The following is a 24,756-nucleotide window of genomic DNA, read 5'->3' as shown; positions in this document are numbered from 1 at the left end:
ACAAGCGATGACCGGTCAGTCCACCCTGCAGTCAGTGCCCGCCCTGGGGACGGTTCCGTCCTTCGGCCCGAACCCGAGCCGTGCCGAGACCCGGGAGCAGCTCTCGAAGGCGGCCTACGACCTCCTCGTGATCGGCGGCGGCATCCTGGGCATCTCCACCGCCTGGCACGCCGCGCAGTCCGGTCTCAGGGTGGCCCTGGTCGACGCCGGCGACTTCGCCGGCGCCACCTCCTCCGCCTCCTCCAAGCTGCTCCACGGCGGTCTGCGCTACCTGCAGACCGGCGCGGTGAAGCTGGTGGCGGAGAACCACTTCGAGCGCCGTGCGGTCTCCCGCCAAGTGGCTCCCCATCTGGCGAACCCGCTCACCTTCTACCTCCCCGTGTACAAGGGCGGGCCGCACGGCGCGGCGAAGCTCGGGGCGGGCGTGTTCGCCTACTCCGCGCTGTCCGCCTTCGGCGACGGCGTGGGCCACCTGCTCAGCCCGGCGAGGGCGGCGCAGGACGTGCCGGAGCTGCGCACCGAGAACCTCAGGGCGGTGGCCGTCTACGGCGACGACCAGATGAACGACGCGCGCATGGCGCTGATGACGGTCCGCGCCGCCGTCGAGTCGGGCGCGGTCGTCCTCAACCACGCCGAGGTGACCGGTCTGCGCTTCACCCGGGGCCGGGTCACCGGCGCCGAGCTGAGGGACCGGCTGTCCGGCGAGGAGTTCGGGGTGGACGCCCGTCTGGTGCTGAACGCGACCGGCCCCTGGGTCGACCACCTGCGCAGGATGGAGGACCCGAACGCGGCGCCGTCGATCCGCCTGTCCAAGGGCGCGCACCTGGTGCTCAAGCGCACCTCCCCGTGGAAGGCCGCGCTGGCCACGCCGATCGACAAGTACCGCATCACCTTCGCCCTCCCCTGGGAGGACATGCTGCTGCTCGGCACGACCGACGAGGAGTACGAGGGCGACCCGGCCGATGTCGCGGTCGACGACAAGGACATCGCCCAGATACTCGACGAGGCCGCTTTCTCCGTACGCGGCCGGCAGCTCGACCGCGACCTGATCACGTACGCGTTCGCCGGGCTGCGGGTGCTGCCGGGCGGCCCCGGGGACACCGCCAAGGCCAAGCGCGAGACGGTGGTGACGGAGGGCAGGGGCGGCATGCTGTCGGTGGCGGGCGGCAAGTGGACCACCTTCCGACACATCGGCCGGACCGTGATGAAGAAGCTGGAGTCCCTGCCGAGCGCCCCGCTGGGCGAGGACTTCGAGCCGATCTCCTCGCTGCCCAAGAGGCTGCCGCTGCCCGGCATCGCCAACCCGCGGGCGGTCGCCCACCGGCTCCTCGTGGACCGTCCGGCGCCCGGTCCGCGCATGGCGGCCGACACCGCCAAGCACCTGGCCACGCACTACGGTTCGCTGGCCTTCGACATCGCCCGGCTGGCCAACGAGAACCCGGAGCTCGGCGAGCGGGTCCACCCCGACGCCCCGGAGATCTGGGCGCAGGTCGTCTGGGCCCGGGACCACGAGTGGGCCCAGACGGCGGACGACGTGCTGCGCCGGCGTACGACGCTGACGATCCGCGGCCTGGCCACGGACGAGGTACGGGCGAAGGTGCGGGACCTGCTCGACCGGAGGCAACCTGGCGGGCAGTGAGCGAAGCCACCGGGCCGGCACCGCGGCCGGCTCCCCCCGCAAGGGTGCCGGCCGCGGGGCTGAGCTGCGCGTTTTCCTCCCGGGCCGGTCCGGGGAACCTCCATAATGGGCCGAGACATCCGATGTCTGAGCGGACCGGGGAGGCCGGTCATGGCGGTGACCGACGAGGCGATCGAGAAGATCAAGGGGATGATCGTCTCCGGTGCGCTGTGCCCCGGCGACCGGCTGCCCAAGGAGAGCGAACTCGCCGCCGAGCTAGGGCTGTCGCGCAACTCGCTGCGGGAGGCCGTGCGGGCGCTGTCCCTGATCCGGATCCTGGACGTACGGCAGGGCGACGGCACCTACGTCACCAGCCTGGATCCCCAACTGCTCCTGGAGGCACTGGGTTTCGTCGTGGACTTCCACCGCGACGACACGGTGCTGGAGTTCCTGGCGGTGCGCCGCATCCTGGAGCCGGCCGCGACCGCGATGGCGGCGTCCCGCATCGGCGAGGAGCAACTGGACGCGCTCGGCGACGATCCCTCGGTGGAGGAGCTGGTCGCCTGCGATCTGGAGTTCCACCGGGGCATCGCGCGGGGCTGCGGCAACTCGGTGCTGTGCTCCCTGCTCGACGGGCTGTCCGGGCCCACCACCGGGGTCGCGTCTGGCGCGGGCTGGCCCGGCGGGACGCGGTCGGCCGTACCCTGCGCGAGCACCGCGCGACCCTCGGTGCGCTGCGCGACCGGGACGCGGAGGCGGCGCGGTCGTGGGCGACGGTGCACATCGCGAGCGTGGAGCAATGGCTGCGCTCGGCCCGGTGACCCATCGGAGGTGTGGACCGGCGGACGGCGGGGCCGCCGGGGGCGGCGATCATGGGTGTTCGAAGGACTCGGACGGGGCAGTGATCCGTTCACTCCCCCGTGCAAGGGGGCTGCGGGCGCCCCCGCAGAACGCCGTAAGGTTGGTGGGTCAGGCGAGGGCACGTCGGAAGGAGGCGCTGGGTGATCGAGCTCGAGGGGGTTCCCGAGCTGATCGACCCGGTCATGGTGGCCGCGTTCGAGGGCTGGAACGATGCCGGCGACGCCGCCTCCACCGCGGTCGCGCATCTGGAGAAGGAGTGGAAGGGCGAGGTGTTCGCGGCGCTGGACGCCGAGGACTACTACGACTTCCAGGTCAACCGCCCCACCGTGTTCATGGACGGCGGCGTGCGCAAGATCACCTGGCCGACGACGAGGTTGTCGGTGGTCCGGGTCGGCGGGGAGAAGCCGCGTGACCTGGTGCTGGTCCGCGGCATCGAACCGTCGATGCGCTGGCGCTCGTTCTGCAACGAGCTGCTCGGCTTCGCGCACGAGCTGGGCGTGGAGCTGGTGGTCATCCTGGGCGCCCTGCTCGGCGACACCCCGCACACGCGTCCGGTCCCGATCAGCGGGACCACGTCGGACACGGATCTGGCCCGCCGCATGGACCTGGAGGAGACCAAGTACGAGGGGCCGACAGGCATCGTCGGGATCCTCCAGGAGGCCTGCACGCACGCGGGTGTCCCGGCCGTCTCGCTGTGGGCGGCGGTCCCGCACTATGTGTCGCAGCCGCCGAACCCGAAGGCCACGCTGGCCCTCCTCAACCGTCTGGAGGACCTGCTGGACCTGCGCATTCCGCTGGGCGAGCTGCCGGAGGACGCGCGTGCCTGGCAGGTGGGCGTGGACCAGCTGGCCGCCGAGGACAGCGAGGTCGCGGAGTACGTCCAGACGCTGGAGGAGGCCCGGGACACCGCCGAGCTGCCGGAGGCGTCGGGCGAGGCGATCGCCCGCGAGTTCGAGCGGTATCTGCGGCGCCGGGACGGCGGCGGCCCGCCGGGCGGCCACGCCACGGCGGACGGCGGCGACGGTGGCTCGTATCTGCGGGACGGCCCCGGTGGCCGGCCCCGGCCGCCGCGACCGCCGAAGGCGGAGTCGGACGACGGGGACGCCGGGAGCGAAGCCTCGGAGGAGTGAACGGATCAGGGGCGGTGCGCGTGACGCGCACCGCCCCTGATGCCGTGTCCGGCCGGATGGGTCAGAGAGCCACGCCCAGGAGGGCGTCCACGGCGCGCGAGACGAGGCCGGGGGCGCCGATGTCCTCGCCGCCGCGCTCCTGCTGGAGGGCCACCCAACGGTCGACCGCGGCAAGGGCCGCCGGGGCGTTCAGGTCGTCGGCGAGAGCGTCGCGGATCTCCTCGACGAGCGCGTCCGCGGAGGGGCCGTCGGGACGGGAGACGGCCGCGCGCCAGCGGCCCAGACGCTCGACCGCTTCCTGGAGCACCAGGTCGGTCCACTCCCAGTCGGAGCGGTAGTGGTGGGCGAGGAGCGCGAGGCGGATGGCGGCGGGGTCGACGCCGTCACGCCTGAGCTGCGAGACGAAGACCAGGTTGCCCTTGGACTTCGACATCTTCTCGCCGTCGAGCGCGACCATGCCGGCGTGGACGTACGCCTTGGCCATGGGGAACTCGCCGGTGAGCACCTGGGCGTGCGAGGCGCCCATCTCGTGGTGCGGGAAGGCGAGGTCGGAGCCGCCGCCCTGTACCTCGAAGCCCATGCCGAGGTGGTCCAGGGCGATGGCCACGCACTCGATGTGCCAGCCGGGCCGACCGCGGCCGAGGGAGCCCCCGTCCCAGCTCGGCTCGCCGTCCCGGGCGGCCATCCACAGCATCGGGTCGAGCGGGTTCTTCTTGCCCTGGCGGTCCGGGTCGCCGCCGCGCTCGGCGGACAGCAGCCGCATGGCCGCCGCGTCGAGGCGGGACACCTCGCCGAAATGGGGGTCGGACTCGACGGAGAAGTACACGTCCCCGTCGAGCTCGTACGCCGCCCCCAGGTCGCGCAGTCTTTCGACCAGCGGGACGATGCCGGGTATGGCCTCCACGGCGCCGATGTAGTGCCGGGGCGGCAGCATCCGCAGGGCCGTCATGTCCTCACGGAACAGGGCCGTCTCCTGCTCGGCCAGCTCCACCCAGTCGACGTCGTCGCGCTGCGCCCGCTCCAGCAGGGGATCGTCGACGTCGGTCACGTTCTGGACGTAGTGCACCTGGCGCTTGGTGTCGAGCCACACGCGCTGCACGAGGTCGAACGCGTTGTAGGTCGCCGCGTGCCCCATGTGGGTCGCGTCGTACGGCGTGATGCCGCAGACATAGATACGGGCGACGGGACCTGGGTCGAGAGTGACAGGGCCACCGGTCGCGGTGTCGTGGATCCTGAGGTCGCGGCCCTCACCAGGCAGGGCGGGGACCTCGGAAGCGGGCCAGGCATGCATGTCATGAGCGTAACCGGACCGCGGTCCCATCTACGAACCGGACCACCCCGGATGGCCGGTTCACCCCTGTGCTCTCAGACAGGCGGCCACGGGATCGCCGGCCACTCCCCGCTCGGCTCGGGGTGTGTGCCGGAGGTGAGCAGCGTGGTCACGCGTGCGCGGGTGGCATCGAGTTCGGCCGGGGTGATCAGGGCGGCCAGCCGGGCAGCGAGGGGGGCGCCGTCGCGGAGGGTGTCCTTCAGGGCCTTCAGGACGGCCAGGACCTCCGGCGGGAGCGGTTCGCCCGCCCAGCCCCACAGGAGCGTGCGCAGCTTGTTCTCGACGTTGAAGGTGACGCCGTGGTCGATGCCGTAGAGGTGCCCCTCCGGCGTCGGCAGCAGGTGGCCGCCCTTGCGGTCGGCGTTGTTGATCACCGCGTCCAGCACGGCCATCCGGCGCAGCCGCTCGTCGTCGGCGTGCACCAGCAGCGCCGTGCGCCCCTCACCGACCTCGGCGAAGCCGATCGCCTTCCAGCCCGGGCCGGGTTCCTCGGCGTCCAGCAGCGCGAGCAGTTCGACTTCCGGGGTCGCCTCGATCCACAGTTGGACCATGCCCTCGCCGTACGGGCCGTCGCGCAGCACGGTGGGCGGCACCAGGGACCAGCCGGTCGCCTCGGAGACCTCGTACGCCGCCACCTCACGGGCGGCAAGGGTGCCGTCGGGGAAGTCCCACAGCGGCCGCTCCCCGGCGACCGGCTTGTACACGCAGGACGCCTCCAGGCCGTCGTAGGCGACCGTGCAGAACAGCGCCGCGTTGGAGGCCTCGCGGATGCGGCCGCGCACGGTCAGCTCACCCTGGGCAAGCAGTTCGGCGGACTCGGCGCCGGGCTTCACGCTCCGCGGCGGTATCCGTTCTGGCGCGGACATACGTGTCCTTCCGGATCGAGCGGGAGGCTGCACAGCGGGCACGGCGGCCGCCCGGCGTTGACGACGTCGAGGGCGCGTTTGGCGAAGGCCCTCGCCTGCGCGCCGGTGAGGCGGACCCGCAGCATCGGGGGACCGTTCTCCTCGTCCTGGAGCAGCCGCTCCTCGGCCTCGGCGAGGTCCTCCTCGGACTCCGCGTCGAGCTCGACGAGGGCCTGCGCCTCGACGATCATGCGCTGTTCCTCGCCGTCCCAGGCGAGCGCCATGGTGCCCACCCGGAACTCCTCCTCGATGGGAGTGTCCAGCGGGCCGGTGTCGGAGATCTCGCTGGGCGCCATGGCGGGCACGGCGGCGCTGCCGCCGCTGCGGCGCAGTACCTCGTCCAGCAGTTCGTCCATGCGCTCGGCGAGCGCGGCGACCTGGGTCTTCTCCAGGGCCACGCTGGTCACCCGGGGGCCTGCGGTGGCCTGGAGGAAGAACGTACGGCGCCCGGGCAGTCCGACCGTGCCGGCCACGAAGCGGTCCGGGGGGTCGTAGAGGAACACCTGACGGGACACGTCCTGTCTCCATGGGAATCGTGAGAACGTTTGAATCGAGAAGTCGAGAGCGACCGCTTCACCCTACTGCGGCCGACGATCACGGTGCGCCCGCGCCGCCCCCGACCGGTGCGTCGTCGCCTTCCGGCTCCTCGCGCGGCGCCAGGGACGCGAAGTCCCCGGTGTCGCCGAGCCGTACCAGGAAGGGCCGCAACCTGGTGTAGCGGATCGCGGTGACGGAACAGGGTTCGACGGAGATCCTCTGGAAGAGGTCCAGATGAAGGCCGAGCGCGTCCGCGACGAGGGACTTGATGATGTCACCGTGGGAGCACATCAGGTAGACGGCGTCGGCGCCGTGGTCGCGCTCCACGCGCGCGTTCCACTCGCGCACCGCCTCGGCGGCGCGGGTCTGCATCGCGCGCATGGACTCGCCCCCCGGGAACGCGGCCGCCGAGGGGTGCGCCTGCACCACCTCCATCAGCGGCTCGTCCTTGAGCTCGGCGAGCTTGCGGCCGGACCAGTCGCCGTAGTGGCACTCGCCGATCCGCTCGTCCGTGTGCACGGTCAGTTCCGGCCGGGCGTCCAGCAGCGGTCGTACGGTTTCCCGGCAGCGCTGCAGCGGACTGGTGACGACTTCGGCGATCGGCAGTCCGTCGAGCCGCCCCGGCAGCGCCGCGGCCTGCGCGGTGCCGCGTTCTTCCAGGGCGACCCCGGGGGTCCAGCCGGCGAGCAGCCCGGCGGTGTTGGCGGTGGAGCGTCCGTGCCTGACGAGGATCAGCGTGGGCATGCGGCCAGGGTAGGCGTACGAACGCTTCGGGTGGCGACCGGATGAAGGGAGAACACACTCTGTGATCGTCGACTGCGTCGTCTACCGTGACGGCCACCGCACACCGGGCTTCGCCGACCTCTCCGACGCCCTGGCCGCGGCGCGGGCCGCCGAGGGTTTCGTGTGGGTGGGGCTGCACGAGCCGAGCGAGGAGGAGTTCGACCTGGTCACCGAGGAGTTCGCGCTGCATCCCCTGGCGGTCGAGGACGCCCTGAAGGCGCATCAGCGGCCCAAGCTGGAGGTCTACGACGACTCGCTGTTCGTGGTGCTCAAGCCCGTGGTGTACGAGCCGCGCAGCGACGCCGTCTCCACCGGCGAGATCATGATCTTCCTGGGCGACTCGTTCGTGGTGACGGTCCGCCACGGCGAGGGCGACGGGCTTGCCGCCGTACGGCGCCGTCTCGAACAGGAGCCGGAGATGCTCGGCCACGGCCCGACCTCCGTGCTGTACGCCATCGCCGACACCGCCGTCGACCACTACCTGGACGTGGCCGCCGAGCTCCAGACGGACCTGGAGGAGCTGGAGGCGGAGGTCTTCTCGCCGGACGGCGGCTCGCGGAACTCCGCCGCACGGATCTACGGCTTCAAACGCCGGATCACGGAGTTCCGGCGGGCGACGGGCCCGCTGGCGCTGCCGATGTCCCGCCTGGGCGGCACCGGCACGAGCCTGTTCACCCCGGCCGTGCCCTTCGTGGACGACAAGGCGCGGCCCTTCTTCCGGGACGTCAGCGACCATCTGACCCGGGTCAACGACTCGGTGGAGAGCCTGGACCGGCTGGTGTCGGACATCCTGTCGGCGCACCTCGCGCAGACCGGCGTCCAGCAGAACGACGACATGCGGAAGATCTCCGCGTGGGCGGCCATGGCCGCGGTGCCCACGATGATCGCCGGTATCTACGGCATGAACTTCGCGCACATGCCGGAGCTCCACTGGCTGTGGTCCTACCCGGCGGTGATCCTGCTGATGGCCGCTCTGGAGATGCTGCTGTACCGGCTGTTCAAGCGGCGGGGCTGGCTGTAGGTCCCGCGCCGCCCGTCAGGCGAACTCGGGCGCCGGGCCGGCGGGCCCGCCGAGGGCGGCGCGGCGCTCGGGCATGCGCAGGGTCACCATCCGGCGCCGGCCCACCAGCCGCTCGTAGGCGTACACGGCGTGGATGCCGGCCGCGAGGAGCGCCGACCTGGCCGCGGACCAGCCGAGGATGCGGCCCATCCGGGACATGACGGCGAGGCTGACGTCGCGGTGGACGCGGATCTCGGCGAGCGCGCACGCGTGCAGCGTCCGCTGGATGGTCCGGCCGTACCCGGCGGCGGCGAGGCGCAGCAGTTCCTCGGGGCAGTAGGCGAGGTGGTTGTCCTCGTCGTCGGCGATCATCCGCACCGTCCGCCCGATGCCGGGGTGGTCGCCGAAGTGCCTGCACAGCAGCCTCATCTGCTCGCAGGCGCGCTGTTCGGTGACCCGGCTGTGGGCCAGGTAGACGACGAGGTCCTCCACGGTGAGCGGCTCGTCGGTGCGGAGCCGGTCGTGCGGGAGCCCGATGCCCCGCCGCTCCAGGAGCATCGTGTAGTCCGTCTCCGGGGGCACCGGCACGGGTTCCAGACCGCGCTTGCGCAGCAGGGCGCGGAAGATCCGGCCGTGCTTGTCCTCGTCCGCCCCGTGGCGGGCGATCTTCGGGGCGAGGCCGCGCTCGCGGGGCGGTACGAGCGCCGCGATCCGGCCGTTCTCCCAGCCGCCCTGCGCCTCCCCGCCGGCCGCGATGGAGCAGAACAGCCGGAAGGTCTCGTCGTGGTCGACGATCTCCTGGAACAGGCTTCTGGGCGAAAGCACCGCGGGCCACCTCCCTGCCTGACTGCCGCGCAGCACGAGTCAAATGCGACCGCGCGGCTGCCGCAACATGGGTGCGGGCGCACTACGCCGAACGGAGGAGCGCGCGTCGGGCGGCGGGGCGATCGGAACGGGGCCGGACACGGGCGTAACCGCGCGGCGGCGGGCGCGTTGTTCTCCGTGACGGCCGTGGCGGGGAAGACCCCCGAGCCCCCACCACGGCCGCGAAAAGCCACCAACGTACCGCCCGCCGCCTGCCGTGTCGCGGCGGGCGGTCACGTCAGCCCTCACGCCAGCCCGGCGCGCTCCAGGGCGTCGGTGCCGGCCCGCAGCGAGGCCAGCCGCTCCTCCAGCGTGAAGCCCGCGGGGGCGAGGGTCAGCGTGGTCACCCCGGCCGCCGCGTAGGCCTTCATGCGGTCCGCGATCCGGTCGACGGAGCCGAGCAGTGTGGTCTGGTCGATGAGCTGCTGCGGTACGGCGGCCGCGGCGCCCTGCTTGTCGCCGGACAGGTACTTGTCCTGGATCTCCGCGGCCTCTTTCTCATAGCCCATGCGGCGGGCGAGTTGGTTGTAGAAGTTCTGCTTGCGGCTGCCCATGCCGCCGACGTACAGCGCGGTGTAGGGGCGGAAGGTGTCGGCGAGGCGGGGCACGTCCTTGTCGTCGCCGACGGCCAGCGGCAGAGTCGGGCAGACGTCGAAGCCGTCCAGGGTCATGCCGGCCTTCTCGCGGCCCGCGCGCAGGTACTTGACCGCCGTCTCCTCGAGGTGGTCGGCGGAGGGGAAGATGAGCAGCGCCCCGTCGGCGATCTCACCGGTCTGCTCCAGGTTCTTCGGGCCGATGGCGGCGATGTAGAGCGGGATGTGCTCGCGCTGAGGGTGCACGGTGAGCTTGATCGGCTTGCCGGGGCCGCCCGGCAGGGGCAGCGTCCAGTGCTCGCCGTCGTACGTCAGCCGCTCCCGCGTCATCGCCCTGCGGACGATCTCGACGTACTCGCGGGTGCGGGCCAGCGGCTTGTCGAACTTCACGCCGTACCAGCCCTCGGACACCTGCGGGCCGGAGACGCCGAGGCCGAGCCGGAAGCGGCCGCCGGACAGCGAGTCCAGCGTGGCGGCCGTCATCGCCGTCATCGCCGGCTGCCGGGCGGGGATCTGGAAGATGGCCGAGCCCACGTCGATGCGCTCGGTCTGCGCGGCGACCCAGGTGAGCACCGTGGCCGCGTCCGAGCCGTAGGCCTCGGCGGCCCAGCACACGGCGTATCCGAGCCGGTCCGCCTCCTGCGCGACGGCCAGGTTGTCCGCGTCCATGCCGGCACCCCAGTAGCCGAGGTTGATCCCGAGCTGCATGCCGTTCCCCTTACCGATCAGTAACGTCCGTTGTGCGGGGAACACTAACGCGGCCCCGCGGCACATGGCAGTGCACGACGTGCGGAACGGCCGGTTCGCGGCGCCGCCCAGGCGGCGGAGACCGGGTTGTCCACAGGTCACCCACGTACCTGCCGTGGCCAGTAATGTCGGCGACCATGGAGCAGAGGCATCTCGGCCGTACGGGCCTGCGCGTGTCCCGCATCGGCCTCGGCACCCTCACCTGGGGCCGGGACACCGGCGAGCACGACGCCGCGGACATGCTGAAGGTGTTCTGGGAGGCGGGCGGCACCCTCGTGGACACAGCGGACGTGTACGGCGACGGAGAGGCCGAGTACCTGCTCGGGCGGCTCATGGACGGCCTCGTGCCCCGCCGTGACCTGGTCGTCTCGACCAAGGCGGGCAGCGTGCCGGACCCGGACCGGCGCTTCGACGGCTCCCGCGGCCATCTGCTGGCCGCGCTGGACGCCTCCCTCGCCCGCCTCGGCACGGACTACGTCGACGTGTGGCACGTCCACGCCTTCGACCCGCACACGCCGCTGGAGGAGACCCTCCACGCGGTCGACCTCGCCGTCGGCAGCGGCCGGGTGCGCTACGCGGGCGTCTCCAACTTCTGCGGCTGGCAGCTGGCCAAGGCGACGACCTGGCAGCTCGCGGCGCCCGGCGCCCGGACGCGGCTGGCGAGCACGCAGATGGAGTACTCGCTGCTGCAACGCGGCGTGGAGCGCGAGGTGCTGCCCGCCGCGCTGGACCTGGGCGTCGGCCTGCTGCCGTCCTCACCGCTGGGCCGCGGCGTGCTGACCGGCAAGTACCGCAACGGGACGCCGCCGGACTCCCGGGGCGCCTCGGAGCACCTGGCGCCGTTCGTCGAGCCGTACCTGGACGACGCGGCGGGCCGCATCGTGGACGCGGTGTCCACGGCGGCGGACGGGCTGGCGGTGACCCCGCTCGAGGTGGCGCTGGCCTGGGTCCGCGACCGGCCGGGCGTGGCGGCGCCGATCGTCGGTACCCGCAACGCGCAGCAGCTCACGGCGGTGCTGTCAGTGGAGGCGCTTAGTCTTCCTGACGAGATCTGCCGGGCGCTCGACGACGTGTCGGAGCCCGTGCACCGCTATCCCGATCACGACTGGAGCACGCTGTGAGCACGGAGCCGGAGACCACGGAACAGACGGGGCCTGGCACCCCGGACCCCGGGGCGGACGACGGCCTCCGCCACGACGAGCCGGTCGGGGAGGGCGGTACGTCGGGGGGCGGTACGTCGGGGAACAGCGCGCCGGAAGGCGGGGCGGCTGCGGAGGGGGACGCCTCCGGGGCCGGAAGGAGCGCGGGGGGTGGCGCCTCGGAAGGCGATGGGGCCGCGGAAGGCGACACCTCGGACGGCGGGACGGCCTCGCGAGGCGGCGCCTCGGAAAGCGGGGCGAGCAAGGAAGACGGCGCCTCCGAAGCCGGAACGACCGCGGCGGACGGCGCCTCCGAGGCCGGTGCGGCCTCGGGTGGGGGCGTCGCTCCGGATGCGGGCGGCGACCCTGAGGACGGCGCGGGCGCCAGTGGCGCGGGGGCGGAGACCTCGGACGGCTCGGACGACTTGGGCGGCTCGGACGACTCCGACGCGGGCGAGAAGTCCGAGGCCGAGGCCGAGTTGGCGGCTCAGCGGGTCGAGCGGGAACGGATCGAGCAGCGGAAGGCCGAGCGGAAGGGGCCGATCGCGAGCGGCGGCAAGCTCAGCGGCAAGGCGGCCGACCTGCTGGCCGCCGTGCGGGCCGTGGAGAGCGGTGAGAAACCCTCGGCCACCGTCTTCGCCGAGCCCGAGCCCGCACCGCGCCGTCCCGCCCCCGAACCGGCACCGCGGCCGAGGACCATGGCACCCGAGGCTGCCCCCGCGCCCGCCGGGCCTGCGCCTGAGACCGTCCAGGCGGTGGGCCGGGTGCTGGCCCAAGGCGGCGCACCGGAGACGCTCGCCCCCCAGGTCGCCGCGGCCCTCGGCGAGGCCGCGGAGGAGCGGCTGCGCGCCGACCCCTGGCAGTTGCTGCACGTCACCGGCGTACGGCCGGAGCAGGCCGACGGATTCGCGCGCGCCCTGCTCGGCGCGGAGTGCGGCCCCGACGACGAGCGCCGCGGCCGGGCGTTGACCGTGTGGCTGCTGGAGCAGGCCGCCCTCGCCGGGCACACGGCCCTGGAAGCCCCGGCCCTGACCGCCGCCCTGGCCCAGCGGGCGGTGCCCGACCCCGAAGCGGCCCTGAACGGCACGCTGACGGAGGGCGAGGCCCTGGTGTTCCAGGACGCCCTGGAGGACGCCCCGGCCACCGAGGAGGCGGACGAGGACGGCGAGCGTCCGGTGCGCGTCCTCGTCGGACTGGAGAGGTACGCGCTCGCCGAGGAGAGTCTGGCCGACGGATTCGCCCGCCTGATCAACTCCGCGCCGAAGGAAGGCGGTTCCGCGTCGGACTGGGAGCGGGCCGCCGCCTCCGCCGAGGGCTCCGCCGCCGAGTTGCTCCGGGCCGTGGCCGGGCACGGACTGGTGCTGCACACCGGCGGGGAGGCGTCCCGCGTCGAGCCCGCGCGGCTGCTGGGCGAGGCGGGTCGTCTCGGGCTGCGCGCCTGGGCCGCCGCCCACAGCCCGCTCGGCCGGGACGGCTTCGGGCAGCTACTACGGCGGCTCCCGCGGGCGCAGGAGCCCTCGGAGGCGCCCGCGCCCCCCGTCGCCACTGTGGCCGGACTGCTGTCCGGCGCCGAGGGCCCCGGCCGGGACGAGGACGGTTCGCTCGCGCTGGACCTCCTCGTCGTGCTCGACGCGCCCCAACTGGACGTGGAGACGGCGGCCCTGCTGGTCGAGTCGCTGCCGGACGGGGCGCGGCTGGTGCTGGCCGGGGATCCGGCGGTGCTGTGGTCCGTGGGGCCTGGACGGGTGTTCGCGGATCTGCTGGCGGCGCGGGTGTGCCCGCAGATCGCCTCGCGCCTGCCGGATCCGGGCCCGCTGGGCGAGCTGGTCTCCGGTATCGGCGCCGGCGAGCTGAACCAGGTGGCGGCGCCCGGCAAGGAGGTCGTGATCGTCCCGGTGCGGGACGCGGGCGAGGCCGTGCACCGGACCGTGCAGCTCGTCGCGGACTCGGTGCCGCGGGCGATCGGCGTCCCGGCCGAGCAGACCGTGGTGATCACCCCAGGCCACGGCGGCGCGGCCGGCACGCGGGCGCTGAACGCGGCACTGAAGGAGCGGCTCAACCCGGGCCCCGGCCGCTTCGGCGGTTTCGACCCCGGCGACCGGATCGCCTACTCCCCCGCTCCGGGCCGTACGCTGCCCGGTCAGGTGATGAAGGCCGACGTCGAGGGACTGCACCTGTCCTGCTCGGGCGCCGACGTGGTGGTCCCGAAGGAACGGGTGGAGACGCAGCTGCGGCACGGGTGGGCGCTGACCGCGCACCAGGCCGTGGGCGGCCGGTGGCCCGCGGTGGTCGTCGTGCTGCCCGGCGACGCGGCGCAGGCGCTCAGCCGCCCGTGGGTCTACACGGCGTTCAGCCGGGCCGCCCGGCATCTGTCCGTGGTGCACGGCGTGGAGCAAGCACTGCCCCGTGCCGTCGCCGAGATCCCGGCCAGGCCCCGTACGACCCGTCTGCCCGCCCTGCTCCAGCCGCCGGCGCAGGACCCCGGGACACAGGAGCGGACGGCCGGCTGACATCCCGGCATTCCTGGAACTCCCAGAACTCCGGGAACGCACGCCTCGGCCGCCGCGGATCCGCCCGGCGTGCGACCGGGCGGACCGGCGAGTGCCGGTCCGCCCACGGCGTCAACGGTCGTTCGCGTCCAGCGGTTCCAGGTCCTCGTCGTCGAGCGGCGCGTTGAAGTCGTCCTCGTCGAGATCCTCGTCCTCGTCGAGGTCGTCGTCCAGCTCGTCGTCCTCGTCGTCGAAGACCGCGCTGACGTCGAAGCGGCACACGACCCGCTCCGGGTCGACGTGCTCGAAGGGGGCGTCCAGCCAGTCGCCCGGGTCGGCGGGCTCGTCCGCGGCGGTGACCCACAATGTGGAGTCACCCTCCTCCAGGCCGAACTCCTTGTGCCGGGAGGCGATCTCGTCCGGTTCGAACTCGCCGAACAGGATGCTGATCGCCCCGTGCACCGTGCCGGAGGCGCCCTCTGCGGTGCCCAGGACGGCCTCCGAGTCCGCGGCCTCCACCCGCTGGGCCTGAGCCAGCAGCCGCTGCGGCTCGGCCACGGCGTAGTCGCGGCGGATCAGCACGCTGATCGCGTTCGGCTCCTCGGGACCCGTGTACGGCGGCAGCGAGTCGTCACCGGGGATCTCGAAGGGCGTGACCTCGTCGTGGCGGTCGTAGAGCAGTTCGTCGTACGCCTCCGCCGCCGCGGCCAGCTGGTTGAACGCCTCGTAGACGGCCGGGTCTTCGTCCCCCGACCTGCGTTCGACCGCGGCCAGGTGGCGGTCGAGCGCGGTCTTGACCGCCTCGGCGGCGGCGCGTACCTCGGCAGCGGTGGGCTGCGCAGCATCAGACATAGTGCAGACGCTATCCGTACCGGGCCCCAGCCCGCACAATAGATGCGATGCCGGAATACGAATTTGTCGACGTGTACGTCCCGCGTGGGGTGTCCCGCAAGGAGACGGCACGTCTGCTGACGGACCACGCCGAGTACGGACACTGGGAGTTGTACCGTCTGAGCCTGCTGCGCGACGGCAGCCGCAGGGTGCGGTTGCGCCGGCGGATCATTCGCCAGGTGCGCGCCACGTGGTGAGCTGAGGCGGCCGACCCAGCCACAGCGGGCCCCGCCGACGCGGGGCCCGCTCTGTCATGCGCATCGCCGTTTTCGGGCTACCTGGCGGAGGCCCGTGCCTTGCGGTACAGCACCGCACCCGCGAGCAGCGCGCCCGCGCCCACCGGCAGGACGGTGCCCATCGGCAGTTCGCTGCCGGTGTGGGCGAGCTGCGCACGGCTGCTGGTCGCGGCGACGGACTGCGCCTCCGGCTGGTTCACCCGCGTCGAACCACCGGGGGTGCTGCCGCCGCCCTGGGAGGGCGGCGTGGCCGGGGTAACGGGGGTGCCAGGAGTGCCCGGTGTGCCAGGTGTGCCGGGCTGACCCGGAGTACCCGGGTGACTGGGCGTGACGGGCGTACCCGGGTGGACCGGATGACCCGGGCGGCCCGGGTGCCTCGGTGTGCCGGGCGGGTTCTCCCGGTCGCCGCCCGGAGGCGTGGTGCGGCTCCCGCCGCCGTTGGCGCAGTGGTTGCCCATGGCCGGGTTGGCCACACCGATCACGTCGACGCTGTTACCGCAGACGTTGACGGGGATGTCGACCGGCACCTGCACCGTGTTGCCGGAGCCGACGCCCGGCGAGCCGCTGGTGCGCCCCTCGGCGTGGGAGCCTCCGTTGTTCCCGGACGCGCTGCCGCCGTGCTGGGCGCAGGTGTTGCCCGCTGCCGGGTTGAGCAGCCCGACGACGTTAATCGTGTTGCCGCAGACGTTCACCGGCACGTGCACCGGCACCTGCACCGTGTTGCCGGACAGCACGCCCGGTGAGCCGGCCGCGGCGCCGGACGCGCCCGCGTCGGCGTGGGCGTAGCCGCTCGCCGCGGCGATCACGCCAGTGGCTGCGGCCACCGTCATCAGGCCCTTGCGGGTGACCTGTCGCATTTTCTGAATCCCTGCCTTCGACCTTCTCGAACCTTCCGGAACGCGCGGTCGCATCCGTCGGAATTCCGCCGTCGCGACCGCGCCGATAAACCGGTCGGCCCCGGAGCGCATGGCGGGCGCTCCGGGGCCGACGGGTTCAGACCCCCCACGGAGTCGATGGAGTCAGACCCTCACGGGGCGGGGCACAACGTCAGCGGTTGCCGCAGGTGTTGCCGAAGGCGGGGTTCAGCAGCCCGATCACCGAGATCGTGTTGCCGCACACGTTCACCGGCACGTGAACGGGCACCTGGATGACGTTGCCGGAAAGAACGCCCGGGGACTGCACGGCAGCACCCTGGGCGCCCGAGTCGGCGGCGGCCATCCCGGCGCCCGCGAGAACCAGTCCACCGGTGGCGACCGCGGCAGCGACGACCTTCTTGATCATTATTCCTCCTCGTTGACAAAGGCGATCTCATGTTGCTGATCGCATCACCTGTAACGAGAAGGAACTAATCGGGATACGAGCTTATGGTCGCATTCACTCTTCCGGTCATTCCCGCACGCCCGGTCGATTACCGGGGTCAATCCGTTGATGACGAATCCGGGCGGATCTCAGGACGCGTCGATGAACCGGTCGAGCACGCGCACGCCGAACTTCAGGCCGTCCACCGGCACTCGCTCGTCCACGCCGTGGAACATGCCCGCGAAGTCCAGCTCCGGCGGCAGCTTCAGCGGCGCGAAGCCGAAGCCCCGGATGCCCAGGTCGTCGAAGGACTTGGCGTCGGTGCCTCCGGAGAGCATGTAGGGGATGGCCTTCGCGGCCGGGTCCTCGGCCACCAGCGCGGACTGCATCGCCTCCACCAGGGCCCCGTCGAAGCTGGTCTCGACGGCCTTGTCGGAGTGCACGTCCTCGCGCTTGACCTTCGGTCCCAGGATCCGGTCGAGGTCGGCGAGGAACTCCTCCTCGAAGCCGGGCAGGAACCGCCCGTCGACGTGCGCGGTGGCCTCGCCCGGGATGACGTTGACCTTGTAACCGGCGCCCAGCTGCGTGGGGTTGGCGGTGTTGCTCAGGGTGGCGCCGATGAGCTTGGCGATGCCGCCGAGCTTCGCGATCGTGCCGTCCATGTCCTCCGGGTCGAGCTTGGTGCCGAGCGCGTCGCCGAGCTCGTCCAGGAAGGCGCGGGTGGTCTTGGTCACCCGCACCGGGAACCTGTGACGGCCGAGCCGGGCGACGGCCTCCGACAGCTCGGTGATCGCGTTGTCCCGGTGGATCATCGAGCCGTGCCCCGCGGTGCCGGCCACGCTCAGCTTCATCCAGTGCATGCCCTTCTCGGCCGTCTGGATCAGGTACAGCCGCCGCTGTTCGCTGACGGTGAAGGAGAACCCGCCGACCTCGCTGATCGCCTCGTTGACCCCCTCGAACAGGTCCGGGTGGTTGTCCACCAGGTACCGGGCGCCGTACGTGCCGCCGGCCTCCTCGTCGGCGAGGAAGGCGAGCACGATGTCCCGCGGGGGCCTGCGGCCGCTGCGCAGCCGGTCGCGCACGACCGCCAGCGTCATCGCGTCCATGTCCTTCATGTCGACCGCGCCGCGGCCCCACACGCACCCGTCCGCGACCTCCCCGGAGAAGGGGTGGTGGGTCCAGTCGTCGGCGTTGGCCGGTACGACGTCGGTGTGGCCGTGGATCAGCAGCGCCGGCCGGGAGGGGTCCTCGCCCTCGATGCGGGCCACCGTCGAGGCCCGGCCCGGGTGCGACTCGAAGATCTTCGGCTCCAGGCCCACCTCGGCGAGCTTCTCGGCGACGTACTCGGCCGCCCTGCGCTCACCCGGTCCCGAGTGGTCGCCGTAGTTGCTGGTGTCGATCTGGATCAGCTCGCGGCAGAGGTCCACGACCTCGTCCTCGCCGGTGACGCCCCTGGCCGTGCCCGTCTCGCTCACGCTGCTTCCTCCCGCTGTGTGCTGGTGGCCACCCCGTGTGCCGGTGGTCCACTCATCCTCCCCCTCCCCCGCGCCAACCCCAAGAGAGCCTCGGGCCCCGCCCGCCGCCGCCCGCTCCCGGCTCGCCCGCGCGCGGCCTCCTGGGACGGGACGGGTGATCGGGCCTGGCCGAAAGCCTGGTAATGTTTCCTTCGTCGCCGCGGGAGAGCCTGCACGACACACACCCCGTCCGGGTGGCGGAATGGCAGACGCGCTAGCTTGAGGTGCTAGTGCCCTTTATCGGGCGTGGGGGTTCAAGTCCCCCCTCGGACACCACCGGAAAACGGTGTCGACCAGTATCGGTCGGCACCGTTTTTTCGCGTTCCCACCGCACGTCGCACGGCGCCCCGGGGCTACACGTGCGCCGCCGCCATGTGGTCCGTGAACCAGTCCCGGGCCAGGTCGGTCACCGTCTCCAGGGCTCCGGGCTCCTCGAAGAGATGGGTGGCGCCGGGGACGACGCCGAGGTGGCTCTCGCAGCGCAGACGGGCCTGCGCCTGGCGGTTGAGGTCGAGGACGACGGTGTCGGCACCGCCGACGATGAGCAGGGTGGGGGCGGTCACGTCCGGCAGGCGCGGCCCTGCGAGGTCCGGACGGCCGCCTCGGGAGACCACGGCGGCTATGTGCGCGCCGGGTTCCGCCGCGGCCCAGAGGGCGGCGGCCGCGCCGGTGCTGGCGCCGAAGTAGCCGACCGCCATCCGCTCGACGCCGGGTCGGCCGCGCAGCCAGCCGGTGGCTGCGGTGAGCCGGGCGGCCAGCAGGGTGGTGTCGAACACGTTGGCCCGCTCCCGCGCCTCCTCCTCGGTGAGCAGGTCGAACAGGAGGGTGCCGAGGCCGGCCCGGTTCAGGCCCTCGGCGACGAAGCGGTTGCGCGGGCTGTGCCGTCCGCTGCCGCTGCCGTGGGCGAAGACCACGATGCCGACGGCCTCGGGGGGCACCGTCAGATGGCCGTCGAGCCGCACGGCACCGGCCGCCACCTCCACCTCGCGGTCGACGGGGAACCGGTGCGAGCGGCCCGCCGCCCGGCGAAGGCAGGCGACGACGTCCTCGTCGTCGAGCTGGGCGAAGTCGGCGTAGAACTGTCCGACCGCGAAGAAGTCCGGCGGGGTGGCCAGGCACACCAGCTCGTCGGCCTCGCCGCCCAGCCGGTGCGTCCAGTCCGGCGGTGCGACGGGGACCGCCAGCACGGTCCGCGTCGCACCGCGGGCGCGTACCGTCCGGCAGGCCGCCCGCGCGGTCGAGCCGGTGGCCACGCCGTCGTCCACGACCACGACGGTCCGGCCCGCGACGGCGACCGGTGGCCGTTCGCCCCGGTAGCGCTCGGCACGCCGCTGGAGCTCGTCGCGTTCGCGCTCCTCGACGCGCGCGAGTTCCCCGGGTGTGACGCGTGCCTCGCGCAGCACGTCCTCGCCGAGTACGCGTACGCCGTCCTCGCCGATCGCCCCCATGCCCAGCTCCGGGTGGAAGGGCACGCCCAGTTTCCGTACCAGGCACACGTCCAGCGGGGCGCCGAGCGCCTCCGCGACGACCTCGGCCACGGGAACGCCGCCGCGGGGCAGACCGAGCACCACGACGTCCTGGCCGGTGAGGTGTTCCAGGCGGGCGGCCAGCCGCCGTCCCGCGTCGAGACGGTCCGTGAAGAGCACCGTTCGGCTCCTTCACTCCCTCGATGTCCACAGGGGGACGGGAGGCGTCGCCTCCGGCGCTCCCACCGCGTCGATGTCGCCCGCGGCGGCGCGCAGCAGCTCGCGGCCCAGCGCGATCAGCGCACGGCCGGCCGCGAGTTCGTCGCCGATCTCGGGCACCGCCATGTCGTACGGATTGCGGCGGGCCTCCGCCCGGGTCTCCAGGACGTTGTCGCCTGTGTCCAAAACGATCCGGGCCGTGGTGTCCGGATCGTGTTCGGACAGATACAGATTGAGCCGCCACTCCTTGACGGACGGAGGCCGGCTGCCGACGGGTCGAGTCATCGTCCGAGTCTCCTCAACTCCGGTGGGAGGCAAGGCCACACTGTCGCGGCGACGAGTGACCTGCGTGGCCTCCGTCTTCCACTGTGCCCCCGTCGCGCCCGTGCCGCACGGGCGCGACGGGGGGGCGCGGGCGTACCGGGGGCGGGCGGGTGCGCCGCCGCGGGCAGAATGGGGGGCATGACCACGCGTTCCTGCCCGTGCGGGCTGCCCGAGCCGTACGAGAGGTGCTGCGGCCGCTACCACGGTGGCGCCGCCGCCGCGCCGACCGCCGAAGCGCTGATGCGGTCCCGGTACTGCGCCTTCGTGCGGCGGGACGCGGGGTATCTGCTGCGGACCTGGCACCCGCGGACCCGGCCGGCGCGGCTCGATCTGGATCCCGGGATGCGCTGGACAGGGCTGGAGATCCTCGGCGCGACGGACGGTTCGGCGTTCCACGGCACCGGGACGGTGACGTTCCGGGCGTCCTACCGGGGTGGCTCGCTGCTCGAGCGCAGCCGGTTCGAGCGGGTCGACGGGGCGTGGGTGTACGTGGACGGGGACTTCCCCGAGCAGTGAAGACGCGCCGAGCTACGGCGCCAGGACGTCCAGTTCCTGGAGGGCCCCGACGGTGATCTCGCGGGTCAGCCGCTCGGCCTGGTCCGCGTCGCGGGCCCGGACCGCCTCGGCGAGCTGGACGTGGAGGGTGACGGCGGCGGGGTCGGGCTCCTCGAACATGACCTCGTGGTGGGTGCGGCCCGCCAGGACCTCGGCGACGACGTCGCCGAGGCGGGCGAACATCTCGTTCCCGGAGGCGCTGAGGATCACCCGGTGGAAGGCGATGTCGTGGACCAGGTACGCCTGAAGCCGGTGGTGGCCGCGTGAGTTGGCCACCATGCCGAGGGCGCACCCGGTGAGTTCGGCGCACTGCTCGGGGGTGGCGAGCCGGGCGGCCAGACCCGCGGCGGCCGGTTCGACGGCGGAGCGCAGCACGGTCAGCGACCGCAGCTGCCGGGGCCGGTCGGCGCCCGCCAGGCGCCAGCGGATGACCTGCGGGTCGTAGACGTTCCACTCGGCCTGGGGGAGCACGGTCACGCCGACGCGGCGGCGTGAGGCGACCAGGTGCATGGACTCCAGGACGCGGACCGCCTCGCGCATCACGGAGCGTGACACGTCGAAGCGCTGCGCCAGTTCGTCGGTGCGCAGCACGCTGCCCGGCGGATACTCGCCCGCGGTGATGGCGGGGCCGAGGGTGTCCAGTACGCGGCCGTGCAGCCCTCGGCCCGGTGTGCTCATGCACTCAGCGTACGGGGCGGATCACGATCTCAAAAAGTCAGACTTATATGTCACAGACCCTTGAATTAGTCGTACCTATGGGTTTCAGTGTGGCGAACGCCGGATGTCGGCGTCCCATGTCGAGGAAGACAGCGAGGCAGTGATGCGCACCCCCCACGTCGTCGTGGTGATGGGCGTCGCCGGCACGGGCAAGACCACGATCGGTCCCCTGCTCGCCGCCCGGCTCGGCGTCCCGTACGCCGAGGGCGACGACTTCCACCCGCAGGCCAACATCGCCAAGATGACGGCCGGGATCCCGCTCGGCGACGAGGACCGGTGGCCGTGGCTCGACGCCATCGGCGCCTGGGCCCACGGGCGGGCGGGGCTGGGCGGGGTGGTGAGCAGCTCGGCGCTGAAGCGGTCGTACCGCGACCGGCTGCGGGCCGCGGCTCCCGGCGTCGCCTTCGTGCACCTCACGGGCGACCGGAAGCTCATCGAGGACCGGATGGCGCACCGTCAGGGTCACTTCATGCCGACGGCGCTGCTGGATTCCCAGTTCGCCACGCTGCAGCCGCTCCAGCGGGACGAGCGGGGCGTCGCGGTCGACGTCTCCGGGTCGCCCGAGGAGATCACCGCACGCGCGGTGGCCGCGCTGGACGGCCTCGACAGCTCCACGCAGTCCTCCGAGGAGCCGCGGCCGTGAGCCCCGGCGCCTCTCCCCCACGCTCGCCGGCTGCGGCACACCTCTCCCCACCGTCCCTCTTCACCTGCAAGGGAACACCGTGACCAGACTCAGCGTCGAGATGCTGGCAGCGGACGCGCCCCCGCCGATCACCTCGGCCGGCCACGCCCAGCTCGGCATCGCCGTCCTCGCGGGCATCGCCGTCATCGTCCTGCTCATCACCAGGTTCAAGCTGCACGCCTTCCTGTCCCTGACCATCGGATCGCTGGTGCTCGGCGCGGTCGCCGGGGCACCGCTCGACAAGGCGATCGCCAGCTTCACCACCGGCCTGGGCTCCACCGTCGCCGGCGTGGGCGTGCTGATCGCCCTCGGCGCGATCCTCGGCAAGCTGCTCGCCGACTCCGGCGGCGCCGACCAGGTCGTCGACACGATCCTGGCGAAGGCCAAGGGCCGGGCGATGCCGTGGGCGATGGTGCTGATCGCCTCCGTGATCGGTCTGCCGCTGTTCTTCGAGGTCGGCATCGTGCTGCTGATCCCGGTCGTGCTGATGGTGGCCAAGCGCGGCAACTACTCCCTGATGCGCATCGGGGTGCCGGCGCTGGCCGGTCTGTCCGTGATGCACGGCCTGATCCCGCCGCACCCCGGCCCGCTGGTCGCCATCGACGCGGTCAAGGCCAACCTGGGCGTGACGCTGGCGCTCGGCATCCTCGTCGCCATACCGACGGTGATCATCGCCGGTCCGCTGTTCGCCAAGGTCGCGGCCCGCTGGGTGGACGTCCCCGTTCCGGAGCGGATGCTGCCGCAGCGCCCGTCGGAGGAACTCGAGCGTCGTCCGGGCTTCGGCGCCACGCTGGCCACGGTGCTGCTCCCGGTGGTGCTGATGCTGGCCAAGGCCCTGGTCGACATCGTCGTGGACGACCCGGCGAACATGGCCCAGCGTGTCTTCGACGTCATCGGCTCCCCGATGATCGCGCTGCTCGCCGCCGTGCTCGTCGGCGTCTTCACGCTGGGGATGCCGGCCGGGTTCAGCAAGGAGCGGATCTCCTCGACCGTCGAGAAGGGCCTCATGCCCATCGCCGGCATCCTGCTGATCGTGGGCGCGGGCGGCGGCTTCAAGCAGACGCTGATCGACGCCGGGGTGGGCCAGATGGTCCTGGACATCTCCAAGGACTGGTCGATACCGGCGCTGCTACTGGCCTGGCTGATCGCGGTGGCGATCCGGCTCGCGACCGGTTCGGCGACCGTGGCGACCATCTCGGCGGCCGGTCTGGTCGCCCCGCTCGCGGCCGACATGTCGACCACCCACGCCGCCCTGCTGGTGCTGGCCGTCGGCGCCGGCTCGCTGTTCTTCAGCCATGTCAACGACGCCGGGTTCTGGCTGGTGAAGGAGTACTTCGGGCTGAGCGTCGGCCAGACGATCAAGAGCTGGTCGGTCATGGAAACGATCATCTCGGTGGTGGCGGGCGCCCTGGTCCTGCTGCTGTCCCTGGTGATCTAGCGGTACGCCATCGACGGTGGCCGTGGCCGGGCACCACCCGGTCACGGCCGCCGCGTCCGTGCCCCCGCCGGTGGGCCTACGGGCGCCACAGCGGGTGTTCCCCGGCCGCCCACTCACGGGTCACCAGGCCGGTGCGCAGGCCGCGACGGGCCTCCGGGTCGCCGAAGGCCATGCCGATGTGGCCGGCCAGGACGACGCCGATGGTCAGGGCGAGCCAGTCGTGGACGAAGGTCGCGCTGGTGCGCCAGGCCACCGGGGTGAGGTGGGTGAACCACATCAGCAGGCCCGTGCCGAGCATGACCAGGCCGGCGCCGGCGATCCAGGCGGCGTAGATCTTCTGGCCGGCGTTGAACTTTCCGGCCGGGCGGGAGGCGGGCCGGCGGTCGCGGCGCAGGGCGGCGCGCAGCCAGACCCGGTCGTGCCGGCCGAAGCGGTTGAGGCGGCGCAGGTCGGCGCGGAAGGCGCGGGAGGCCAGGCCCAGCAGGACCGGTACGGGCAGGGCGAGGCCCGCGCACTCGTGGACGCGGACGACCAGTTCGCGCCGGCCGACCAGTTCGGCGAGCTGGGGGATGTAGAGGCAGGCCGCCGTCACCACGCACACGCCCATGAGCGCGGCCGTGGTCCGGTGCACCCACCGCTCGGCCCGGGTGAAGCGGCGGACGCGGGTGCCGGGCGGGGCCGGGGTGTCAGCTCGTAGGGACATCGGTGCGTCCGTTCGAACGGCCGACCCAGGCGTCGACGTCGTAGCCGAGCTTCTCCCAGTAGCCGGGCTCGACGCGGTCGGTGACGGTGATGCCGGAGAGCCACTTGGCCGACTTGTAGAAGTACATGGGGGCCACGTACAGGCGGACCGGCCCGCCGTGCGCGTGGGTCAGGTCCTTGTCCTGCATGCGCAGCGCGACCAGCACGTCGGGGCGGCGGGCCTGGGCGAGGGTGAGGCTCTCGGTGTAGGTGCCGTCGAAGCAGGTGAAGCGGACGGCTCTGGCGCCCGTCCGCACTCCGGCCGCGTCGAGCAGCCGGGAGAGCCGTACGCCCTCGAAGGGTGTGCCGGGCACCCGCCAGCCGGTGACGCACTGGACGTCGCGGACCATGCGGGTGCGGGGCATGGCCCTGAGGTCGGCCAGCGTGTAGGCGGCGGGGTGGTCGACGAGGCCGTCGACGGTGAGGCGGTAGTCCGTGGCGTCCTCGTGCGGGACCGAGGCGGCGACCGAGTAGTAGCGGAAACCGCCGCCGTTCGGCAGCAGGCCGGTCAGGCCGGTGGGGTCCTTGCCGGACACCGCGCCGAGGAGGCCCTCCATGCCGCGTTGCAGCGTGGGCGCGGTGGCCACGCCGAGGGCGCCGAGGCCGAGGGTGGCGAGGAAGATGCGGCGGCCCATGGGGCGGCCTTCCTCCTCGGGCCGTCCCTCCTCATCGGGGAGT

At 72.8% G+C, this 24,756-nt stretch carries 24 protein-coding genes, 1 tRNA gene and 1 pseudogene; 11 read left to right on the top strand and 15 right to left on the bottom strand.

Going from position 1 to position 24,756, the window contains the following annotated elements:
- Positions 1-7 precede the first annotated feature (7 nt).
- From ACIQFZ_RS07100 to ACIQFZ_RS07090, 3 genes and pseudogenes are all read left to right on the top strand, one after another.
- A complete protein-coding gene (locus ACIQFZ_RS07100; protein WP_365425690.1) occupies positions 8-1,639 on the top strand; it encodes a glycerol-3-phosphate dehydrogenase/oxidase in 1,632 nt (543 codons plus the stop codon).
- A gap of 150 nt (positions 1,640-1,789) precedes the next feature.
- A pseudogene (locus tag ACIQFZ_RS07095) lies at positions 1,790-2,439 on the top strand (FadR/GntR family transcriptional regulator).
- A gap of 180 nt (positions 2,440-2,619) precedes the next feature.
- Entirely contained in the window at positions 2,620-3,609 is a 990-nt protein-coding gene (locus ACIQFZ_RS07090; RefSeq protein ID WP_365425692.1) for a PAC2 family protein, read from the top strand.
- Between the two features lie 61 nt (positions 3,610-3,670).
- On the opposite strand, the gene mshC is transcribed toward ACIQFZ_RS07090, so the two are convergent.
- From mshC to ACIQFZ_RS07070, 4 genes are all read right to left on the bottom strand, one after another.
- On the bottom strand, positions 3,671-4,900 hold the full coding sequence (gene mshC / locus ACIQFZ_RS07085) for a cysteine--1-D-myo-inosityl 2-amino-2-deoxy-alpha-D-glucopyranoside ligase (RefSeq protein WP_402690790.1): 1,230 nt from the start codon (positions 4,898-4,900) through the stop codon (positions 3,671-3,673).
- Positions 4,901-4,974: 74 nt separating this feature from the next.
- Complete coding sequence (locus ACIQFZ_RS07080) at positions 4,975-5,805, bottom strand: SCO1664 family protein (RefSeq protein ID WP_376651683.1); 831 nt, start codon at positions 5,803-5,805, stop codon at positions 4,975-4,977.
- Positions 5,769-6,359 (bottom strand): DUF3090 domain-containing protein, encoded by a 591-nt coding sequence (locus ACIQFZ_RS07075; RefSeq protein ID WP_361412867.1) that lies wholly within the window; start codon positions 6,357-6,359, stop codon positions 5,769-5,771. Before ACIQFZ_RS07075 ends, ACIQFZ_RS07080 begins: the two co-directional genes overlap by 37 nt.
- A 79-nt stretch (positions 6,360-6,438) precedes the next feature.
- On the bottom strand, positions 6,439-7,125 hold the full coding sequence (locus ACIQFZ_RS07070; RefSeq protein WP_402690789.1) for a histidine phosphatase family protein: 687 nt from the start codon (positions 7,123-7,125) through the stop codon (positions 6,439-6,441).
- A 61-nt stretch (positions 7,126-7,186) separates the two neighbouring features.
- Here ACIQFZ_RS07070 and corA point away from each other — a divergent pair, with 61 nt between their 5' ends.
- The gene (gene corA / locus ACIQFZ_RS07065; protein ID WP_402690788.1) at positions 7,187-8,185 is read left to right on the top strand and encodes a magnesium/cobalt transporter CorA; all 999 of its coding nucleotides are present in this window, start codon (positions 7,187-7,189) and stop codon (positions 8,183-8,185) included.
- A 15-nt stretch (positions 8,186-8,200) separates the two neighbouring features.
- Here corA and ACIQFZ_RS07060 read toward each other — a convergent pair whose 3' ends face one another.
- Together ACIQFZ_RS07060 and ACIQFZ_RS07055 are read right to left on the bottom strand one after the other, a co-directional pair.
- On the bottom strand, positions 8,201-8,989 hold the full coding sequence (locus ACIQFZ_RS07060; protein WP_402690787.1) for a ferritin-like domain-containing protein: 789 nt from the start codon (positions 8,987-8,989) through the stop codon (positions 8,201-8,203).
- 284 nt (positions 8,990-9,273) lie between these two features.
- A complete protein-coding gene (locus ACIQFZ_RS07055; protein ID WP_365425702.1) occupies positions 9,274-10,329 on the bottom strand; it encodes an LLM class F420-dependent oxidoreductase in 1,056 nt (351 codons plus the stop codon).
- 176 nt (positions 10,330-10,505) lie between these two features.
- Here ACIQFZ_RS07055 and ACIQFZ_RS07050 point away from each other — a divergent pair, with 176 nt between their 5' ends.
- Together ACIQFZ_RS07050 and ACIQFZ_RS07045 are read left to right on the top strand one after the other, a co-directional pair.
- Positions 10,506-11,489: an aldo/keto reductase gene (locus ACIQFZ_RS07050; RefSeq protein ID WP_402690786.1), complete on the top strand. Its 984-nt coding sequence runs from the start codon at positions 10,506-10,508 to the stop codon at positions 11,487-11,489.
- On the top strand, positions 11,486-14,017 hold the full coding sequence (locus tag ACIQFZ_RS07045) for a helix-hairpin-helix domain-containing protein (RefSeq protein WP_402690785.1): 2,532 nt from the start codon (positions 11,486-11,488) through the stop codon (positions 14,015-14,017). The genes ACIQFZ_RS07050 and ACIQFZ_RS07045 overlap by 4 nt, the downstream gene beginning before the upstream one ends.
- Positions 14,018-14,128: 111 nt before the next feature.
- Here the strand turns inward: ACIQFZ_RS07045 and ACIQFZ_RS07040 are convergent, their stop codons facing one another.
- Positions 14,129-14,848, bottom strand: coding sequence for a hypothetical protein (locus ACIQFZ_RS07040; protein ID WP_365437506.1), 720 nt, complete (start codon positions 14,846-14,848; stop codon positions 14,129-14,131).
- A 47-nt stretch (positions 14,849-14,895) separates the two neighbouring features.
- Between ACIQFZ_RS07040 and ACIQFZ_RS07035 the strand changes: the two genes are divergently transcribed.
- Positions 14,896-15,084: a DUF5703 family protein gene (locus ACIQFZ_RS07035; RefSeq protein ID WP_030244084.1), complete on the top strand. Its 189-nt coding sequence runs from the start codon at positions 14,896-14,898 to the stop codon at positions 15,082-15,084.
- A 77-nt stretch (positions 15,085-15,161) separates the two neighbouring features.
- Here the strand turns inward: ACIQFZ_RS07035 and ACIQFZ_RS07030 are convergent, their stop codons facing one another.
- The 3 genes from ACIQFZ_RS07030 to ACIQFZ_RS07020 form a co-directional block, all read right to left on the bottom strand.
- Entirely contained in the window at positions 15,162-15,980 is an 819-nt protein-coding gene (locus tag ACIQFZ_RS07030) for a chaplin (protein WP_383060062.1), read from the bottom strand.
- A gap of 190 nt (positions 15,981-16,170) precedes the next feature.
- Positions 16,171-16,404 (bottom strand): chaplin ChpH, encoded by a 234-nt coding sequence (chpH, locus tag ACIQFZ_RS07025; RefSeq protein ID WP_365435683.1) that lies wholly within the window; start codon positions 16,402-16,404, stop codon positions 16,171-16,173.
- Positions 16,405-16,571: 167 nt separating this feature from the next.
- Positions 16,572-17,897, bottom strand: a complete 1,326-nt coding sequence (locus tag ACIQFZ_RS07020) for a M20/M25/M40 family metallo-hydrolase (RefSeq protein WP_383059410.1) — start codon at positions 17,895-17,897, stop codon at positions 16,572-16,574.
- Positions 17,898-18,124: 227 nt separating this feature from the next.
- Here ACIQFZ_RS07020 and ACIQFZ_RS07015 point away from each other — a divergent pair.
- Positions 18,125-18,212: transfer RNA gene (locus tag ACIQFZ_RS07015), tRNA-Leu, on the top strand.
- 77 nt (positions 18,213-18,289) lie between these two features.
- On the opposite strand, the gene ACIQFZ_RS07010 is transcribed toward ACIQFZ_RS07015, so the two are convergent.
- Positions 18,290-19,582, bottom strand: a complete 1,293-nt coding sequence (locus ACIQFZ_RS07010) for a phosphoribosyltransferase family protein (RefSeq protein ID WP_402690784.1) — start codon at positions 19,580-19,582, stop codon at positions 18,290-18,292.
- A 12-nt stretch (positions 19,583-19,594) separates the two neighbouring features.
- On the bottom strand, positions 19,595-19,906 hold the full coding sequence (locus ACIQFZ_RS07005; protein ID WP_361412877.1) for a dsRBD fold-containing protein: 312 nt from the start codon (positions 19,904-19,906) through the stop codon (positions 19,595-19,597).
- Positions 19,907-20,083: 177 nt separating this feature from the next.
- On the opposite strand from ACIQFZ_RS07005, the gene ACIQFZ_RS07000 reads away from it, so the two are divergent.
- Complete coding sequence (locus ACIQFZ_RS07000; RefSeq protein WP_365774383.1) at positions 20,084-20,461, top strand: YchJ family metal-binding protein; 378 nt, start codon at positions 20,084-20,086, stop codon at positions 20,459-20,461.
- Between the two features lie 12 nt (positions 20,462-20,473).
- Here the strand turns inward: ACIQFZ_RS07000 and ACIQFZ_RS06995 are convergent, their stop codons facing one another.
- The gene (locus ACIQFZ_RS06995; protein ID WP_365436458.1) at positions 20,474-21,178 is read right to left on the bottom strand and encodes an FCD domain-containing protein; all 705 of its coding nucleotides are present in this window, start codon (positions 21,176-21,178) and stop codon (positions 20,474-20,476) included.
- Between the two features lie 142 nt (positions 21,179-21,320).
- On the opposite strand from ACIQFZ_RS06995, the gene ACIQFZ_RS06990 reads away from it, so the two are divergent.
- Both ACIQFZ_RS06990 and ACIQFZ_RS06985 read left to right on the top strand, forming a co-directional pair.
- A complete protein-coding gene (locus ACIQFZ_RS06990) occupies positions 21,321-21,860 on the top strand; it encodes a gluconokinase (RefSeq protein ID WP_365436461.1) in 540 nt (179 codons plus the stop codon).
- Between the two features lie 79 nt (positions 21,861-21,939).
- A complete protein-coding gene (locus ACIQFZ_RS06985) occupies positions 21,940-23,337 on the top strand; it encodes a gluconate:H+ symporter (RefSeq protein WP_402690783.1) in 1,398 nt (465 codons plus the stop codon).
- Between the two features lie 76 nt (positions 23,338-23,413).
- Here ACIQFZ_RS06985 and ACIQFZ_RS06980 read toward each other — a convergent pair whose 3' ends face one another.
- Positions 23,414-24,040 carry a cytochrome b/b6 domain-containing protein gene (locus tag ACIQFZ_RS06980; RefSeq protein WP_383059414.1) on the bottom strand — a complete coding sequence of 209 codons (627 nt, stop codon included), beginning with the start codon at positions 24,038-24,040 and terminating at the stop codon, positions 23,414-23,416.
- Positions 24,024-24,713, bottom strand: coding sequence for a molybdopterin-dependent oxidoreductase (locus ACIQFZ_RS06975; RefSeq protein WP_383059452.1), 690 nt, complete (start codon positions 24,711-24,713; stop codon positions 24,024-24,026). The genes ACIQFZ_RS06980 and ACIQFZ_RS06975 overlap by 17 nt, the downstream gene beginning before the upstream one ends.
- Between the last annotated feature and the right edge of the window lie 43 nt (positions 24,714-24,756).

The organism is Streptomyces sp. NPDC093064, assembly GCF_044754605.1.
GTDB lineage: Bacteria > Actinomycetota > Actinomycetes > Streptomycetales > Streptomycetaceae > Streptomyces.
This window is presented reverse-complemented; position numbering and strand designations above follow the sequence as displayed.

Coding starts and splice junctions, on each gene's coding strand:
- ACIQFZ_RS06975 (WP_383059452.1), bottom strand. CDS start 24,713: ATGGGCCGCCGCATCTTCCTCGCCACCCTCGGCCTCGGCGCCCTCGGC.
- chpH (WP_365435683.1), bottom strand. CDS start 16,404: ATGATCAAGAAGGTCGTCGCTGCCGCGGTCGCCACCGGTGGACTGGTT.
- mshC (WP_402690790.1), bottom strand. CDS start 4,900: ATGCATGCCTGGCCCGCTTCCGAGGTCCCCGCCCTGCCTGGTGAGGGC.
- ACIQFZ_RS06995 (WP_365436458.1), bottom strand. CDS start 21,178: ATGAGCACACCGGGCCGAGGGCTGCACGGCCGCGTACTGGACACCCTC.
- ACIQFZ_RS07040 (WP_365437506.1), bottom strand. CDS start 14,848: ATGTCTGATGCTGCGCAGCCCACCGCTGCCGAGGTACGCGCCGCCGCC.
- ACIQFZ_RS06980 (WP_383059414.1), bottom strand. CDS start 24,040: ATGTCCCTACGAGCTGACACCCCGGCCCCGCCCGGCACCCGCGTCCGC.
- ACIQFZ_RS07070 (WP_402690789.1), bottom strand. CDS start 7,125: ATGCCCACGCTGATCCTCGTCAGGCACGGACGCTCCACCGCCAACACC.
- ACIQFZ_RS07055 (WP_365425702.1), bottom strand. CDS start 10,329: ATGCAGCTCGGGATCAACCTCGGCTACTGGGGTGCCGGCATGGACGCG.
- ACIQFZ_RS07080 (WP_376651683.1), bottom strand. CDS start 5,805: ATGTCCGCGCCAGAACGGATACCGCCGCGGAGCGTGAAGCCCGGCGCC.
- ACIQFZ_RS07000 (WP_365774383.1), top strand. CDS start 20,084: ATGACCACGCGTTCCTGCCCGTGCGGGCTGCCCGAGCCGTACGAGAGG.
- ACIQFZ_RS07005 (WP_361412877.1), bottom strand. CDS start 19,906: ATGACTCGACCCGTCGGCAGCCGGCCTCCGTCCGTCAAGGAGTGGCGG.
- ACIQFZ_RS07050 (WP_402690786.1), top strand. CDS start 10,506: ATGGAGCAGAGGCATCTCGGCCGTACGGGCCTGCGCGTGTCCCGCATC.
- ACIQFZ_RS06990 (WP_365436461.1), top strand. CDS start 21,321: ATGCGCACCCCCCACGTCGTCGTGGTGATGGGCGTCGCCGGCACGGGC.
- ACIQFZ_RS07030 (WP_383060062.1), bottom strand. CDS start 15,980: ATGCGACAGGTCACCCGCAAGGGCCTGATGACGGTGGCCGCAGCCACT.
- ACIQFZ_RS07100 (WP_365425690.1), top strand. CDS start 8: ATGACCGGTCAGTCCACCCTGCAGTCAGTGCCCGCCCTGGGGACGGTT.
- ACIQFZ_RS07035 (WP_030244084.1), top strand. CDS start 14,896: ATGCCGGAATACGAATTTGTCGACGTGTACGTCCCGCGTGGGGTGTCC.